A 14,921-nucleotide genomic window follows, 5' to 3' on the forward strand; every position below is an offset into this window, starting at 1 on the left:
CTCAGGAGATGATGTCAATGGGACGAAAAACGGGAAAACGAACTTCAATCACCGCCTTAACTCTGGTGTTAATGATGTTAGCTCCAATGTCAGTCATGGCCGCACCAGCTACGAGTAACAACAGCGATCTAACGTACGAACCAACCAAGAAAATAGTAGCGGAGAAAGCGAAGATCCTTACTGAGACGTACGGTACGACCAGTGTGCAATATGCATTAATCGATGCTGGAGAGATTGTGGTGTCCGGTCAGACAGGCAAGAACGATCTAGAGGATAAAGTACCGCTTACTTCAGATACAATCTACGGCATCGGCTCAACAAGTAAAATGTTTCTTACAGCTTCTGTTATGAAGCTTGTTGATGATGGCAAGATCGATTTGGATGTGCCAATTGTGAACTATTTACCTGATTTTAAGATGAAAGATAACCGGTACACATTAATCACACCACGTATGTTGTTGAATCATTCCGCTGGTCTGTTAGGCAGCACCGGAAGCAATGCCACATTATACGGAGATAACGATACGTATTCACATGACACGTTTCTGGAGCAATTGGCGAATCAACACCTGAAGGCTGATCCTGGCGCGTACTCGGTGTATAGTAACGACAGTTTTACGTTAGCCGAGATTCTAGTTGAAAGAGTGAGCGGCATGGGCTTTACAGCTTTTATACACAAATATATTACAGAGCCCCTGGACATGAAACATACCAAAACACCGCAGGATGTGGTCGATCCGGCAGCAATGGCGGGAATCTATTCTCCTTTGGTTGAAGGGCAGCTTCCTCAAGAGAATTATAATATCATCGCTACTGGAGGCATTTATTCCACTGCTGAGGATCTTGTGAAATTTTCACAAATTTTCACGGGAGAGGTCGAGGGCATTCTTTCCAATAAGTCGGTAGAGGCCATGGCGCAAGAAGAATACAAAAGAGGCATGTGGCCGGAGGATAGCGATACGTCTATATCTTACGGGTTAGGATGGGATAGTGTGAACTTGTACCCATTCAGTGAATACGGCATCAAAGCTGTTACCAAAGGTGGGGATACCATATCGTATCACTCCTCATTAATTGTACTTCCGGAATACAATCTGGCTGCAGCCGTTACCTCTTCAGGTGGGACAAGTGCCAAAGATCAGTTCATTGCGAGTGAATTATTACTCAGTGCACTTGAGGAAAAGGGCATTATTACAGAACGGAAGCCGGAAAAATCATTTGGGGTGCCAGTGAAGTCTGATATACCTAAAGAAATATCCACGTATGCCGGTATATATGGTGCCAATAATTCGGTTAAGAAGATCGAAATGAAACATCCCGGACAAATGACTGTCTCCACACTTACTGCTCCAAGTAATTCGGCTCAAACTTACACATATACAGCGGATGGTACGTTTGTTAACGATGAAGGCACAGAAAAGTTGAAATTCGTAACGGAGAAGAACGGAAGTACGTATCTGTGGTCTCGATCTTATATATCCTTGCCAGGACTTGGTCAGTTGGCTTTCTCAGAATATAAAGCGGAGAAGCTGAAAGCCAATGAATTATCCCGGGACATTACCGACTCATGGAACAAGCGTGAAGGTGAAAAATATTACGTGGTGAATGAGAAATATACATCAACGGTTTATCTCCATTCGTCACCAATCCTCCCCATTGATATTGATAAAGAGACTCCAGGGTATGTGTCCAATATTAAGATTATTGGAGCCAATGAAGCAGTTACGGATCTGCAAATTCCTGGCATGGCTGGACGTGATACCAAGGAGATTTATTTCTCCAAAAAGAACGGAGTAGAGTACATTACAGCCGTAGGTAGCATATACGCCAGTGAGGAAATCGTACAATCACTCTATTCGGGCAAACAATCTGTAACAACGATTCAAGCAGACGGTTACGCCAAATGGTTTTCGGTGCCAGCGACTGCCAAAGGTAAGATTATGACGGTGAATATGCCTTCGAACGGTGCTTTTGCAGTCTATGACCAAACCGGTGTATGCATCAATTACACCGTAGTCAGCGGTAAAAATGAGGTTGTTTTACCGGAAAACGGCCGCATTGTATTTGCAGGTGACGTTGGTTCCACATTTGAAATTTCATTGAAATAGGCAAAGTTTTTATCCCCTTTAGTATCGCATAAAGGGGATATTTTTATGGAGAAAAAGGAAGATTCAGGGGTCGTAAATCATCATGTACTCAAATTATTTTATCCGTTCATATTCGGTTCATATAGACGTCACGAGCAGTACAATTATTTTAGTTAAGCTTATTTTAGCACCAAAGCAAGATACTCTAATAAAGAGATAATGACAGGAGAAGATGCAAATGATACAACAAGAGAAAATGAAGAACGTGGTCAAGAGAACAGTCAAAAAACAAACTTCAATTGCAGCTTTAACGCTAGTGTTAACCATGTTAGCCCCGCTATCTGCAATGGCCGCACCGGCTATCACGAATAACAGCATTAACCTTACGTATGAGACAACAAAGAAAACCGTAATCGAAAAAGCCAAATTACTGACTGAAACGTACGGTACGACGAGTCTGCAATATGCGCTCATGGATGGTGGAGAGATTATGGTGTCCGGTCAAACGGGGAAGAACGATCTAAACGACAAGGTACCTCTTACTACGAACACGATCTATGGTATTGGTTCAACCAGTAAAATGTTTCTTACCGCTTCAGTGATGAAGCTGGTGGATGAAGGCAAGATTGATTTGGATGTGCCTGTTGTGAACTATATGTCTGACTTTAAAATGAAAGATAACCGATACAAACAGATTACACCTCGAATGTTGCTGAATCATTCGGCCGGGCTTATCGGAACCTCTAGCGGTAGTGCGATACTGTATGGGGACAATGATACCTATGCACATGATACCTTTTTGGATCAATTGGCGACCCAGCATCTGATGGCAGAGCCAGGTGCGTATTCGGTGTACTCTAACGATGGATTTACATTAGCTGAAATTCTGGTTGAGAGAGTCACTGGTATGAGCTTTACGGCATTTATACACAAATATTTTACAGAGCCTCTGAAAATGAATTATACCAAAACACCACAGGATATAGTTAATACGGGAGAAATGGCGGGAATCTATTCTCCGGTGTATAAGGGGCAGCTTCCACAAGAGAATTATAATATCATTGCTTCAGGAGGCATATATTCCACCGCTAAGGATCTGGTGAAATTTTCGCAAATCTTCACAGGAGAGGTCAAAGGGATTCTTTCCAACAAGTCAGTAGAAGCCATGGAGCAAAAAGAATACAGAAGAGGCATGTGGCCAGAGGATAGTGATTCTTCTATGTCTTACGGATTAGGGTGGGATAGTGTGGACTTGTTCCCATTCAGTGACTACGGCATCAAGGCTGTTACGAAAGGTGGAGATACGTTATCTTATCATTCTTCACTCGTCGTACTTCCGGAATACAACATGGCTGCAGCCGTGATCTCTTCAGGCGGAGCAAGCATAACCAATCAATTCATTGCGAGTGAGTTATTACTTAGCGCACTTGAAGAAAAGGGCATTATTAAAGAACGGAAACCGGAAAAATCATTTGGTGTACCTGTGAAGGCTGATATGCCTAAAGAAATCTCCAAGTTTGCAGGGATATATGGTGGCAATAATTCAGTTACGAAGATCAAAATAAATAAGGCTGGACAAATGACGGTTTCCTCTCTCACGGCTCCAAGTAATCCAGTTCAAGAATACACCTTTACATCAGATGGTACTTTTGTGAGTGATGATGGTACAGAAAAGTTGAAATTCGTTGTGGAGGGAAATGGGAATACCTACCTGTGGTCTCGATCTTATATCTCCGTTCCAGGACTCGGACAGGTGGCTCTCTCAGAATATAATGCGGAGAAGCTCAAAGCCAATACATTACCCAAGGAGATTAACGCTGCATGGGCAAAGCGTGATGGTAAAAAATATTATCTGGTGAATGCGAAATACACATCAATGCTTTATCTTAATGCTACTTCGATCCTGCCTATTCATATGAATAAAGAGAATCCAGGGTATATGTCCAATAATAAGATTATTGGAGCAAACGAAGCAGCCAATCAATTGCAGATTCCGGGTACTGCCGGACGAGAACCGATGGACATTCATTTCTCCAAAAAGAACGGAGGAGAGTATCTTACATTTTCAGGTTATGTATTCGCCAGTGAGGAAATGGTGAAACCAATCTATTCGGGTAAACGATCCGCAACAACCATTCAAGCAGATGGATATGCCAAATGGTTTTCGGTACCCGCTACTGCGAAAGGGAAAGTCATGACAGTGAAGTTACCTGCAAATGGAGCCTTTGCTATCTATGATCAGAACGGAATTTGTATTAATCACAGCGTAGTCAGCGGTAAGAATGTTGTTGTTTTACCAGAGAACGGCCGTATTGTATTTGCAGGTGAGGCTGGTTCCCAATTTCAAATTTCATTAAAAAATTAAAAGGAGTAGAGTTTCAAACGCTTGTACAATAAACGAACTCAACAGGAGAGAACCATCATGATGAAAAAAATATTAATCATTTTGCTCAAAATATTCGGAGCCATAGTTATCGCTTTTGCATTATTTATTGCGACTGTCTTTATTGTTAATGTATTTAGCAACAAATCGGAGGAAGGGAAAATAAAACCTTATGGCCAGTTTGTAGCGGTTGACGGCAAAAACATGAATGTGTTAATTCAAGGAAAAGGCAAAGAAACGGTGGTATTGCTTCCTGGATATGGAACACCCGCCCCAGCCCTTGATTTCAAACCGCTCATCGATAAGCTATCTCCATTTTACAAAGTCGTTGTCATTGAACCTTTCGGTTATGGATTAAGTGACATTACTGAAAAAGAGCGTACTACGGAAAATATGGTTAGTGAAATTCATGAAGCGTTACAGCAACTTGGTATTCAACGTTACACGCTCATGGCTCACTCCATTTCAGGGATATACGGACTGGATTATGTGAACAAATATCCAAACGAAGTAACTTCCTTTGTCGGCATCGAGAGCAGTGTCCCAACGCAGGGAGGTAACGATGATCCATTCCCAACTGAAACGTACAAACTGCTTAAAAAATCAGGATTCTACCGATTGTTAATGAAACTGGCCCCTGATCAACTGATTGCACCTGATGTTGATGATGAAACCAGAGAGCAAATTAGAATCCTTTCACTCAAAAATACGTTTAATCCGAACAATCTGAATGAAGGCGAAAACTTCGGTCATAATTTCAAAGCAGCTGAGAACTTGTCCTTCCCCAAAGATCTTCCCGTAATTTTCTTCTTACAGGCGAATGATACCGAAACGGAAGGCTGGATACCCTTGCATGAAGAGCAAGTCAAAGATTCAGTGCATGGAAAAGTGATGACTTTCGAGGGAGATCATTATTTGCATCACACCCGATCCAAAGAAATAACCGAAAACTTCAGGAAGTTTATGAACGAAGTAAAATAAACGTAGTACCTTTCAGAATTGATTAAAGAAGTAACGAAACGCTCGTTTCCCGATAAAATACTGGGGAACGGGCGTATTTTTCGTTCTCATTATTATTGATTTGTTAATGAAATTTCGAACGTTGAACCCGCATCACCAGCAAATACAATCGTACCATTTTCAGGCAATGTAGCTTCATCTTCACCACTAACCACGGTATGATTCGTACGGATACCCGTCTGGTCATATACAGTGAAAGCACCTTTCGAAGGCATTTTCACTGTCATCACTTTACCTGCGGCTGCTGTCGGTATCGAGTACCATGTCGCATAACCATTCGTTTGGATCGTTGTCTTTGATTGTTTCCCTGAATAGAGTGGTCTCACAAGTTCTTGACTAACGTAGATCTTTCCTCCTGCTGTAACGTATTCCACGCCGTTTTTCTCGTAGAACTCATACTCCATCGTATCCCGACCCGCCAAGCCTGGAATTTGAAGTTGGTTCACGGCCAGGTTTGCATCCATAATTTTATTGGTATACACATAACCTGGTACCTCATTGAACATATGAATAGGGATGATTGGCGTTGCACTGTCATATACCGTTGAGGTGTATTTTTCATTCACCAGATAATACATGTTGCCTTCGCGCTTCTGCCAAGCGGCTGTTACATCTTCGGGTAATGTATTGGTTTCAAACTTTTCTGCCTGGTATTCCGAGGAGGCGATCTTTCCAAGCCCTGTCACAGACTGATAAGAACGGTTGGGGCCAACATCGTTAACATCAGGGTTACCGCCGCGAATGAAGTTCGTTTTTTCAGTTCAATCTCATCTTCTCCTGTCTTATCTGTGAATTGGGAATCTCTGTGGTGGTACCTGAGTTAGTGTACTCTAGGGCGATGAACTGAATATGAATTGACCTGAAAAAATGGAAAAATACGGGTTGACAGAACAGCTTGTTGTGTATACAATCGTATACGTAAACGAAATGTATACAAATGTATACGAAATTGGAGGTGCTTCTCAAATGAGAGAAAGACATATAAATGAGAACGAACAGCCTGACCGCCATGGAGAGCGATCCAGACGCGGTCGTGGGGAAGATGAGCGACAAGGTGAACGTTCCAGACGTGGGAGAGGGCATGGAGAGCATCACGGAAAACGGGGTAACGGGGCACAAACGTTTCGACGTGGGAGAATTCTTGTCTTTTTGGAACAAATGCAGAATCGAAGAGCTACATTGGCCAGACAGCTCGGTCAAGAGGAGTTCCGTAATATTCATCAGATGATTAGTGGTGAACTAAAAGCCATTGATCAGGTCATTGATGAATACATCCAACTTTTTGAATTGCAAAATGAAGAAGAAAGCCCTAATCAGGATCTGGAGAGTGAATAAGAATGGTTCGTCGCTTTTTCTCGTATTATCGTCCTTACAAAAAACTGTTTTTAATTGATTTTGGATGTGCAGTAATAGCTGGTTTATTAGAGCTGGCATTTCCACTTGCTGTAAGCAAATTCATCAATGAGTTGCTGCCAGGTCAAGATTGGCCGCTCATTATCCTCGCATGTGTCGTACTGTTATCAATCTACGCGCTGAATACGGCCTTGAATTATGTCGTTACTTACTGGGGACATATGCTTGGCATTAACATTGAGACCAACATGCGATCGAAGATGTTTGCTCATCTTCAGAAGTTATCCTTCCGGTTCTTCGATAATCGTAAGACGGGTCATCTGATCGGTCATCTTACGAATGATCTTAACGATATTGGCGAGGTGGCTCACCATGGACCGGAGGATGTTTTCATCGCAGTGATGACATTAATCGGATCTTTCTGGCTTATGGCGAACATTAATTTGGAGCTTGCACTGATCACCTTTATCATTATTCCTATTATGGCCTGGGTCATTATCGTGTTTGGTGGGCGCATGACGAAGACCTATCGGCGTCTCTTTGGCGATGTGGGGAATTTTAATTCCCGTATTGAAGACAACGTAGGCGGAATTCGTGTTGTTCAATCGTTCGCTAACGAAGAGCATGAGAAAAAACTATTTTCCGTAGACAATGAGAACTTCCGTAAAACAAAGCTGCTTGCCTACAAAACGATGGCGAAGAGTATATCGGTCAGCTACATGATGATGCGTCTCGTTACTGTATTCGTTATGATCAGCGGTGCATGGTTCTTCATCGATGGCAGAATTGATATGGGTGATTTCATGGCATTCCTGCTGTTGTCCAATATCTTCTTCCGTCCGATTGAGAAAATAAATGCAGTAATCGAGAGTTACCCTAAGGGGATTGCCGGATTCAAGCGTTATCTGGAAATCATTGATACGGAGCCGGAAATTGCTGATGCGAAAAATGCCGTTGAGCTAAAAAGTGTGCGTGGAGAAATTCGCTTCGAAAATGTCTCCTTTGGTTATGAAGAGAATCGACGTATTCTGAATCATATCAGTCTGTCCATCAATCCAGGGGAAACCGTTGCATTTGTCGGTCCTTCCGGCGCGGGTAAAACGACCATTTGCAGCCTGCTTCCACGATTCTATGAAGTAGAGGAAGGCCGGATCACTGTTGACGGGATGGATATTCGAGAGGTTCAGCTGGAATCCTTGCGCAGACATATCGGTATTGTTCAACAGGATGTATTTCTCTTCTCAGGTACAATTAAGGAAAATATCGCTTATGGCGATTTAACGGCGACGGACGAGCAAATCTGGGATGCAGCCCGTCGTGCGTCTCTGGAAGAATTGATTCTTAGTTTGCCGGAAGGAATCAATACGGTCATCGGAGAACGTGGTGTCAAACTTTCCGGAGGCCAGAAACAGCGTTTGTCCATAGCTCGCATGTTCCTGAAAAATCCACCGATTCTCATCTTGGATGAAGCTACGTCTGCTTTGGATACCGAAACCGAAGCGTTAATTCAAAAGTCCTTGGCGGAACTGTCAGTGGGCAGAACAACCCTTGTTATTGCACATCGACTGACAACCATCAAAAATGCAGATCGCATCCTGGTAGTCAATGCTGATGGCATTGCGGAGCAGGGTAATCATGAAGAACTGGTCGCTGCCGGAGGCATCTATAGCAGACTTCATCAGGTACAATACAGCCATTCATAATGTTGTAACGCCAAAACCGCGCATATTTCGCGGTTTTTTGTTTGTGCGGATGTAGCAAGTTGATTCCAATGTTGCAAACTACGGATTTAGCTAAGCTTTTCATTAGGTGAATTGACTTGCCTATCATCATTTATATTGTTGACAACGTCCACTAATCTGATTATCATAATGTTGACAATGTCCACTAAAAGGGAGGGTTTAACATCGACTCTCAGAAAATAAATGCAGATATGTTGACTGAAATGCGGCGTTTTAACCGTTTTTATACCAATATACTCGGTGTACTTGACAAGCATATTCTGGGAACGGGATACTCCTTCGCCGAAGCAAGGGTCATTATTGAGATTGGCATTCAAGGGGAGAGCATTGCGAACAATCTGGTGGATACACTGACCATTGATCGCAGCTATATGAGCCGAATTGTAAGTAAACTGACCAGAGAAGGGCTGCTCATAAAAGTGGATTCAGCTGCTGACAGCCGGGTTAGTTTGATTCGTCTGACTGAAAAAGGGCAGGAGCTTTACGGTGAGTTAAATGAACGTTCAGATCAGCAGATTGTGAAGTTAATGCAAGGTTTGGATGAGGAAGAGATCAGAGAAGTGTACGCTTCAATGATGAATATTCAGGATAAGTTGAACAAAAGAGCAGGAGAGACAAGACGATGATACGATTCGAATGTGATTACAACGAAGGCGCGCATGAGCGCATTTTGCAAAGACTGATTTCAACGAACATGGAACAAACGAGCGGCTACGGTAAAGATGCCCATTGTGATCGGGCGAGAAGTCTCATTCGACAAGCTTGTGAAAATGAACAGGCGGATGTGCATTTTTTGGTTGGTGGTACACAGACCAATACAACGGTTATTGCATCCATTTTACGTCCATACCAAGGCGTGATTGCAGCGACTTCGGGCCACATCGCGGTCCATGAGACGGGAGCGATCGAAGCCACAGGTCACAAAGTGATCACGGTACCAAGCGAAGATGGGAAGATCACGTCAGACCAGGTCAAAGCTGTCTATGATGCTCATTGGAATGATGCAGCACCTGAACATTGTGTCCAGCCCGGAATGGTTTACATATCCCAGCCTACCGAGAACGGTACGATGTACAGCAAGGCAGAGCTGCAAGCATTGTTTGATGTAAGCCAACAGTGTGGTCTCCCGTTCTTTATTGATGGGGCGCGTCTTGGGTATGCTCTTGCTTCCCGGAATTGTGATATGACTCTCGCTGATCTCGCCCGCCTATGTGATGTATTCTATATTGGCGGAACCAAGATCGGAGCATTGATGGGGGAAGCGGTAGTCATCCTGAATGACAAGCTCAAGCCAGATTTTCGTTATATGATCAAACAAAAAGGAGGCCTGCTCGCCAAAGGCAGGTTGTTGGGGATTCAATTTGAAACGCTGTTTGAAGATGGTTTGTATCTTGAAATTTCCCAGCATGCGGTGGACATGGCCATGTTGATTCATGATTCGCTTGCGGAGCAAGGTATTGCTTTCCTATATGACTCACCAACCAATCAGCAATTTCCGATTCTGCCAGACGACCTGCTTCAGGATTTACGCAGCCGTTACTCGTTCACATTCTGGGAAAAGGTGTCCGATACACACAGCGTTGTTCGTTTTTGTACCAGTTGGGCAACCCAGCGGGAAAATGTGGATTCACTGATTCGTGATATTTCCCAGGTCTTAAACCAAACAAAAGAACCCTGTTATATTTAAAGTATGTGTGTCCATTAATATTTAAAGGTTAGTACAAGGCGGAGTAATCCGCCAATGAAGAAGTCGCCATGCGGATGGCGACTTCTTTTATTTTCATTTGCTGTTATATGTTCTATAAATGTACTTCTAAAATTGAACCACGACCATTTGATGACAGGACCACTCCGGTATTGTGTAGGTCACAAGGCCGTTCACCTGACTGAAAGGGAGACTAAGGTTCTGAGGAGCCAGATACACGTCCTTTACTTGATCATCCGCTGCAATTGTGACCTCTGTATTAATGAGCGGGACCAAATCCTCGATAACTTCCACACCTTGTCCTCTACGTACTGGAGAGGCATACAGCAGATGATTCACCCAACGTTTTGAGTTCGGCTGCATCTGCAGCGTGGTAACCCCTTGCGCAGGCAGATTGGTCATCAACGATTTATTATTACTTAGTAACCGGTCCAGCGCATAACAGATGATTTCCTTGACAGCCAAGCTCCCCTTCGTCGCATAATCTTCAAAAACATTCCATGCGATATAGATTCCATCCTCACCTTCAGCCATGCCAGTTCCCGATTCCTGCAGATCAGAAGGTGTATGCTGGTGAGAGCAGAACGTGAACAAGTCACGGTTAAAATATGAATTTTCCTTACTGCCAAGTACGATGCCGTCTGCCGTTGGTACGGTGTTCTGTCCTTCGGTGTACATGACGAAAGAGGCTGTACGCAGCGAAGGAAGCTCGAATTTCGGACGGAAATAGGAGGGACGGAATGAGGAAACCTCCTGATATTCTACGCCCAAATCGAATTCAAAGCCCGTTCCATCCGGTGAGAGACCGGAACGGCCAGTGGCCAGAATTTTGCCGCCCCCGGCAAGAAAGGCTGTCAGTTTGGTTTTGATTAACTCTGTAATGCTAATGGCATCCGGCAAAATAACAACTTTATATTTGGACAGATCAGCCTGCAGATCGACCACATCGAAGAGAAAGTGGCCTTCCAGCAAAACTCTTACAGCTCCGGTATCGTGGTGGTGCATGTGCTGGTTATGAGGATCGCCTCCGGTTTCCCATAAGGCTGCCTCCACTGACAGCAATGCGATATCGGCAATAGCGGTAGTATCTTGACACCATTCTTCCTTTGCTTCTACCTCACGGTAAGCTTCCCCGATCAACGAATACGTGGCATGATCCATCTGACCACCCGGATGCAGCTGATCTCCAATGGAGCAGCGTGCCCCGTTCGCAAGACTCAGTGCAGTTTCATAACGCAGCGCGTTGGGATGTTTGTATCCACCGAATTCGCCCCAGGACGTATGGAATTTTCCGGTCATGCCGAGGAAATCCATGCCCAGTGTTTGCGCATAACGTGCAGAGAGCGGGAAGTGGTCATAGCCCCAGCCGCCTGTTGGTAGCGATTCCAACTCCAGATGGGTATTCACATGGGCGAGATCCCGCCGCCCACGGTCGACGTGACTACTGTTGTGGAACACGGGTAATCCAGGTTTCACTGCATTTACCGTTGCATTCATTCGATTAGCATAACGAGCATACGTCTGTTCCCACAGTTTTTTCATATCTTGAATGTTTCGTGGATCGGAGCCCTGTGAGCGAATCTCGGCAACACAATATTGACAATAACATTCACGAACACCAACGATATCGAGGAAGATGCCGTCGGCATCATATTTCTTTACGACTTCCTCGACCTGTAAGGTGAGAACGTCAAGATAAGGGGTATTCATGCAAAATTGATGATATCCTGGCGTCATGAAGTCGACTGTCCAACTGATCTGCTCCTGCTGATTGCGGATGAGCCATTGTGGATGTTTGCGGGCGAGCCGCTCATCCAGGCCAGCGGAGAGATAGACCGGAGTCTTCACACCTATCTCATGAGCAGCCTCAATCTGGGCACCCAGAAGATCGAAATTCAGATGTGGATGCATTTGATTGGCGGTAGTCGGATGATAGGCCCAGCCATGATGGCACTTGGAGAATATGGTGATGGAATCGACATGTCCAGTTTGGAGCATCTCCTGAAATTGCTGCTTCGAAAAATCACGGCCAATGCCTTCAATGGCTTCTGACGTATGAAAATCGAGATGAACTTGACGGAATTTCATGCTTGCTTCCCCCTGGTCATTAAATGATAGAATCATATTATATCTACCACTCTAATCGATCATCAGCTTCAATACAGCTGACAATCACGACTATTGATAGCACATTCTCTACATTTTGAACAAAGGAGGGATCTTATGCTTGTACTTGAACTTCAAGTTCCGCCGTTTCCGCTATTAGCAGCCATTGGACACACCGAATGGCAGCCGGGAATGCAGCATGCGCAGCGTAGCTTTGATGTGTTCGATCTTATTATTTGCGCCAAAGGAGCGCTGTACATGGAGGAAGATGGCCTCCGTTACGAGATTGCGGAAGGAATGATGCTGGTTCTTGAACCTGGCAAAGACCACCGTGGCTATAGACCAACGGATGTGCAGACGGAGGTATACTGGATTCATTTCCAGCTCTCCTCTGTGCAAAAGATGATTTTGAAAGAAAAGACGACTTGGGAGCAGCCTTTGCTTCAACAAACAGACCAGGATATTGCGGCTCCCCCAGGAGTCATTGAAATTCCCAAATTCGCCGCAGTGGATCTACGTAACCTAGAGCCGATACTGAAAAAAATGCTTGAGCTTCACCATGTACTCACCCGTCAGCGTTCAGTCGAGCTTCATGTTCTGTTGGGCCAATTCCTGCTGCAATTACAGAAGGGAATGAGACAGAACAGCCCGCAGGCTCGCTCCTATTTTCTAAGCGAGAAGGTGGCAACTTATCTGGGTCAACGCCTCGAGCAACCGTTTGATTCCGGACAGATGGAGCGTGATCTGCTTTATCATTTTGATTACCTGGCTCGCTGCCTGAAGCAGTATACGGGGATGAGCCCCCTGCAATACAGGCATCACCTGCAAATAGAGAAGGCCAAACGGTTATTGGCACATTCTGAGCTTCCACTCAAGCGTATCGGCGAGTTGTGTGGACTGCAGGACCATAACTATTTTACACGGTTGTTCAAACGTCAAACTTCCATCACGCCTGGAGAGTACCGCAAGAAGCATCAGTTGTATTTCATGGAATAGATATGATCAAACAAAATACCGCCCGAAAGGGCGGTGGATGATGACGTATTCAATATCCCAGAATTTCAAATGTTCAAGCTTTAAAGTCCTCGCTTCGTACAGGACTAGCATTCGATAAGGCAGTTGGCTTTCATACTGATTCTAATGAATTATCTCAATGAATTACTCTTCAAAATAAAACCTTTGCCAAGCAACCACATTACGCCGCTAATGCCCAGAAAATATAAAGGCATCATCAGCAATGAACCGTTGTGGAGAGCACCCATTCCCCATGTCGTAAGGCTTACCAGCAAATAGTAGCCTAAGCTAAATATCGCACCGGCGGTGCCAATCACATCATGAAAATGAACAAGCGCAAGACTTAGACAATTGGGTAAAGCAATACCTGCGCCAATCAACAGAACAAACATGGCAAATAACATGCAACTGATCTGCAAAAGATTGGGCAGCATAGACAAGCTGCTTCCAAGAGTTAAGAGCAGAGCTCCGTTGGTCATGACCAGACAACCCAAACGAATGATCTTTTCCGGTGCGTAAACGGTCAATAATTTTTTGGAGATCATTGCACCGACCACCGATGCCAAGGCCACAATAATGCCCAGAAAACCATAAACGCCAGGCGACAGATCAAAGTGTTCAATGAAGATGAAGGGAGCTTCGGCATAATAACTGAATAAAACGCCGTTAATACCTCCGATCAACACACCAAACACCATTACGCGCGGCATAGCTAGCATCTTTTTTACAACCGGAAGTATAGCGACTTTGGATCGTAAAGAAACGTTCGTTGTCTCCGGCAGTTTAAGAAAAGCATAAATGAACAACAACACGCTCATCACTACTAACGCCAAGAACACCCATCTGAAGCCAAGGGCCTGATCAATCCAACCACCAATAAGTGGTCCAACTGCCGGCGTAAATGCAATGACAGCAGAGATTTGGGCAAACATCGCATGTCTTCGATCTCCCGATACACTTTCTCGAAGCATGGTTTGGGTGATAATCGAGCCAGTTGCGGCACCGAAAGCCTGTATGAAACGGCCAATGAGAAGCAACTGAATCGAATCCGAATAAAAGCACATCAAGCTTCCGATCCCATATACGATGAGACCGCCCAGCATTGCAGGTCTTCGACCAATCAAGTCCGACAGCCAGCCCCAGCAGAAGACGCCCAAGGCAAATCCTATAAAATAGATGCTTAATGTGAACTGTACGGAACTATCAGATACACCCAGTGCTGCTGCGATATCTGGCAACGATGGAGTGTAGATGGTCTCACTGATTTGTGGAAAAGCGATAAGAACAATCATTAACAGCAAAGATGGTACTGCATATTTCTTCATTATAGATTAGCCCTCCTACAAGCTTATACTCTGTTATGACAACAAGAATATGAGCCTAGCTAGGGAAAGGGGGGCATCATGATGGCGAGACGACTATAAATCATCATTTATTGAATTACCTTTCATCATTATAAGAGTAGGAGGGTTTTACAATCATTGTTAATGATACTCGGCCTAGGTTAACAT

At 44.3% G+C, this 14,921-nt stretch carries 11 protein-coding genes; 8 read left to right on the top strand and 3 right to left on the bottom strand.

What is annotated here, in order from left to right; translation table 11 throughout:
* Nucleotides 1-17: 17 nt before the first annotated feature.
* From MHB49_RS15390 to MHB49_RS15400, 3 genes are all read left to right on the top strand, one after another.
* Nucleotides 18-2,108, top strand: coding sequence for a serine hydrolase domain-containing protein (locus MHB49_RS15390; protein ID WP_405156735.1), 2,091 nt, complete (start codon nt 18-20; stop codon nt 2,106-2,108).
* A 217-nt stretch (nt 2,109-2,325) separates the two neighbouring features.
* Complete coding sequence (locus MHB49_RS15395; protein ID WP_405156736.1) at nt 2,326-4,452, top strand: serine hydrolase domain-containing protein; 2,127 nt, start codon at nt 2,326-2,328, stop codon at nt 4,450-4,452.
* Nucleotides 4,453-4,509: 57 nt separating this feature from the next.
* On the top strand, nt 4,510-5,451 hold the full coding sequence (locus tag MHB49_RS15400; protein WP_405156737.1) for an alpha/beta fold hydrolase: 942 nt from the start codon (nt 4,510-4,512) through the stop codon (nt 5,449-5,451).
* A gap of 92 nt (nt 5,452-5,543) precedes the next feature.
* Here the strand turns inward: MHB49_RS15400 and MHB49_RS15405 are convergent, their stop codons facing one another.
* Nucleotides 5,544-6,176 carry a hypothetical protein gene (locus MHB49_RS15405; protein ID WP_405156738.1) on the bottom strand — a complete coding sequence of 211 codons (633 nt, stop codon included), beginning with the start codon at nt 6,174-6,176 and terminating at the stop codon, nt 5,544-5,546.
* Between the two features lie 280 nt (nt 6,177-6,456).
* Between MHB49_RS15405 and MHB49_RS15410 the strand changes: the two genes are divergently transcribed.
* From MHB49_RS15410 to MHB49_RS15425, 4 genes are all read left to right on the top strand, one after another.
* Nucleotides 6,457-6,825: a hypothetical protein gene (locus MHB49_RS15410; protein WP_405156739.1), complete on the top strand. Its 369-nt coding sequence runs from the start codon at nt 6,457-6,459 to the stop codon at nt 6,823-6,825.
* 2 nt (nt 6,826-6,827) lie between these two features.
* On the top strand, nt 6,828-8,546 hold the full coding sequence (locus tag MHB49_RS15415) for an ABC transporter ATP-binding protein (protein WP_405156740.1): 1,719 nt from the start codon (nt 6,828-6,830) through the stop codon (nt 8,544-8,546).
* Between the two features lie 230 nt (nt 8,547-8,776).
* Nucleotides 8,777-9,211 (top strand): MarR family winged helix-turn-helix transcriptional regulator, encoded by a 435-nt coding sequence (locus MHB49_RS15420; RefSeq protein WP_247902708.1) that lies wholly within the window; start codon nt 8,777-8,779, stop codon nt 9,209-9,211.
* Nucleotides 9,208-10,272, top strand: a complete 1,065-nt coding sequence (locus tag MHB49_RS15425) for a threonine aldolase family protein (protein ID WP_405156741.1) — start codon at nt 9,208-9,210, stop codon at nt 10,270-10,272. Before MHB49_RS15420 ends, MHB49_RS15425 begins: the two co-directional genes overlap by 4 nt.
* Before the next feature lie 126 nt (nt 10,273-10,398).
* Here the strand turns inward: MHB49_RS15425 and MHB49_RS15430 are convergent, their stop codons facing one another.
* Nucleotides 10,399-12,378, bottom strand: a complete 1,980-nt coding sequence (locus MHB49_RS15430) for an alpha-amylase family protein (RefSeq protein WP_405156742.1) — start codon at nt 12,376-12,378, stop codon at nt 10,399-10,401.
* Nucleotides 12,379-12,513: 135 nt separating this feature from the next.
* Between MHB49_RS15430 and MHB49_RS15435 the strand changes: the two genes are divergently transcribed.
* Nucleotides 12,514-13,392, top strand: a complete 879-nt coding sequence (locus MHB49_RS15435) for a helix-turn-helix transcriptional regulator (protein WP_405156743.1) — start codon at nt 12,514-12,516, stop codon at nt 13,390-13,392.
* Between the two features lie 149 nt (nt 13,393-13,541).
* Here the strand turns inward: MHB49_RS15435 and MHB49_RS15440 are convergent, their stop codons facing one another.
* Nucleotides 13,542-14,735, bottom strand: a complete 1,194-nt coding sequence (locus tag MHB49_RS15440; RefSeq protein WP_405156744.1) for a multidrug effflux MFS transporter — start codon at nt 14,733-14,735, stop codon at nt 13,542-13,544.
* Between the last annotated feature and the right edge of the window lie 186 nt (nt 14,736-14,921).

This window comes from Paenibacillus sp. FSL K6-0108 (assembly GCF_045040695.1).
GTDB lineage: Bacteria > Bacillota > Bacilli > Paenibacillales > Paenibacillaceae > Paenibacillus > Paenibacillus pabuli_B.

Bases quoted from the DNA above. Each gene is read 5' to 3' on its own strand.
- MHB49_RS15400 (WP_405156737.1), top strand. From the start codon at position 4,510: ATGATGAAAAAAATATTAATCATTTTGCTCAAAATATTCGGAGCCATA.
- MHB49_RS15420 (WP_247902708.1), top strand. From the start codon at position 8,777: ATGTTGACTGAAATGCGGCGTTTTAACCGTTTTTATACCAATATACTC.
- MHB49_RS15440 (WP_405156744.1), bottom strand. From the start codon at position 14,735: ATGAAGAAATATGCAGTACCATCTTTGCTGTTAATGATTGTTCTTATC.
- MHB49_RS15435 (WP_405156743.1), top strand. From the start codon at position 12,514: ATGCTTGTACTTGAACTTCAAGTTCCGCCGTTTCCGCTATTAGCAGCC.
- MHB49_RS15430 (WP_405156742.1), bottom strand. From the start codon at position 12,378: ATGAAATTCCGTCAAGTTCATCTCGATTTTCATACGTCAGAAGCCATT.
- MHB49_RS15415 (WP_405156740.1), top strand. From the start codon at position 6,828: ATGGTTCGTCGCTTTTTCTCGTATTATCGTCCTTACAAAAAACTGTTT.
- MHB49_RS15410 (WP_405156739.1), top strand. From the start codon at position 6,457: ATGAGAGAAAGACATATAAATGAGAACGAACAGCCTGACCGCCATGGA.
- MHB49_RS15425 (WP_405156741.1), top strand. From the start codon at position 9,208: ATGATACGATTCGAATGTGATTACAACGAAGGCGCGCATGAGCGCATT.
- MHB49_RS15390 (WP_405156735.1), top strand. From the start codon at position 18: ATGGGACGAAAAACGGGAAAACGAACTTCAATCACCGCCTTAACTCTG.
- MHB49_RS15395 (WP_405156736.1), top strand. From the start codon at position 2,326: ATGATACAACAAGAGAAAATGAAGAACGTGGTCAAGAGAACAGTCAAA.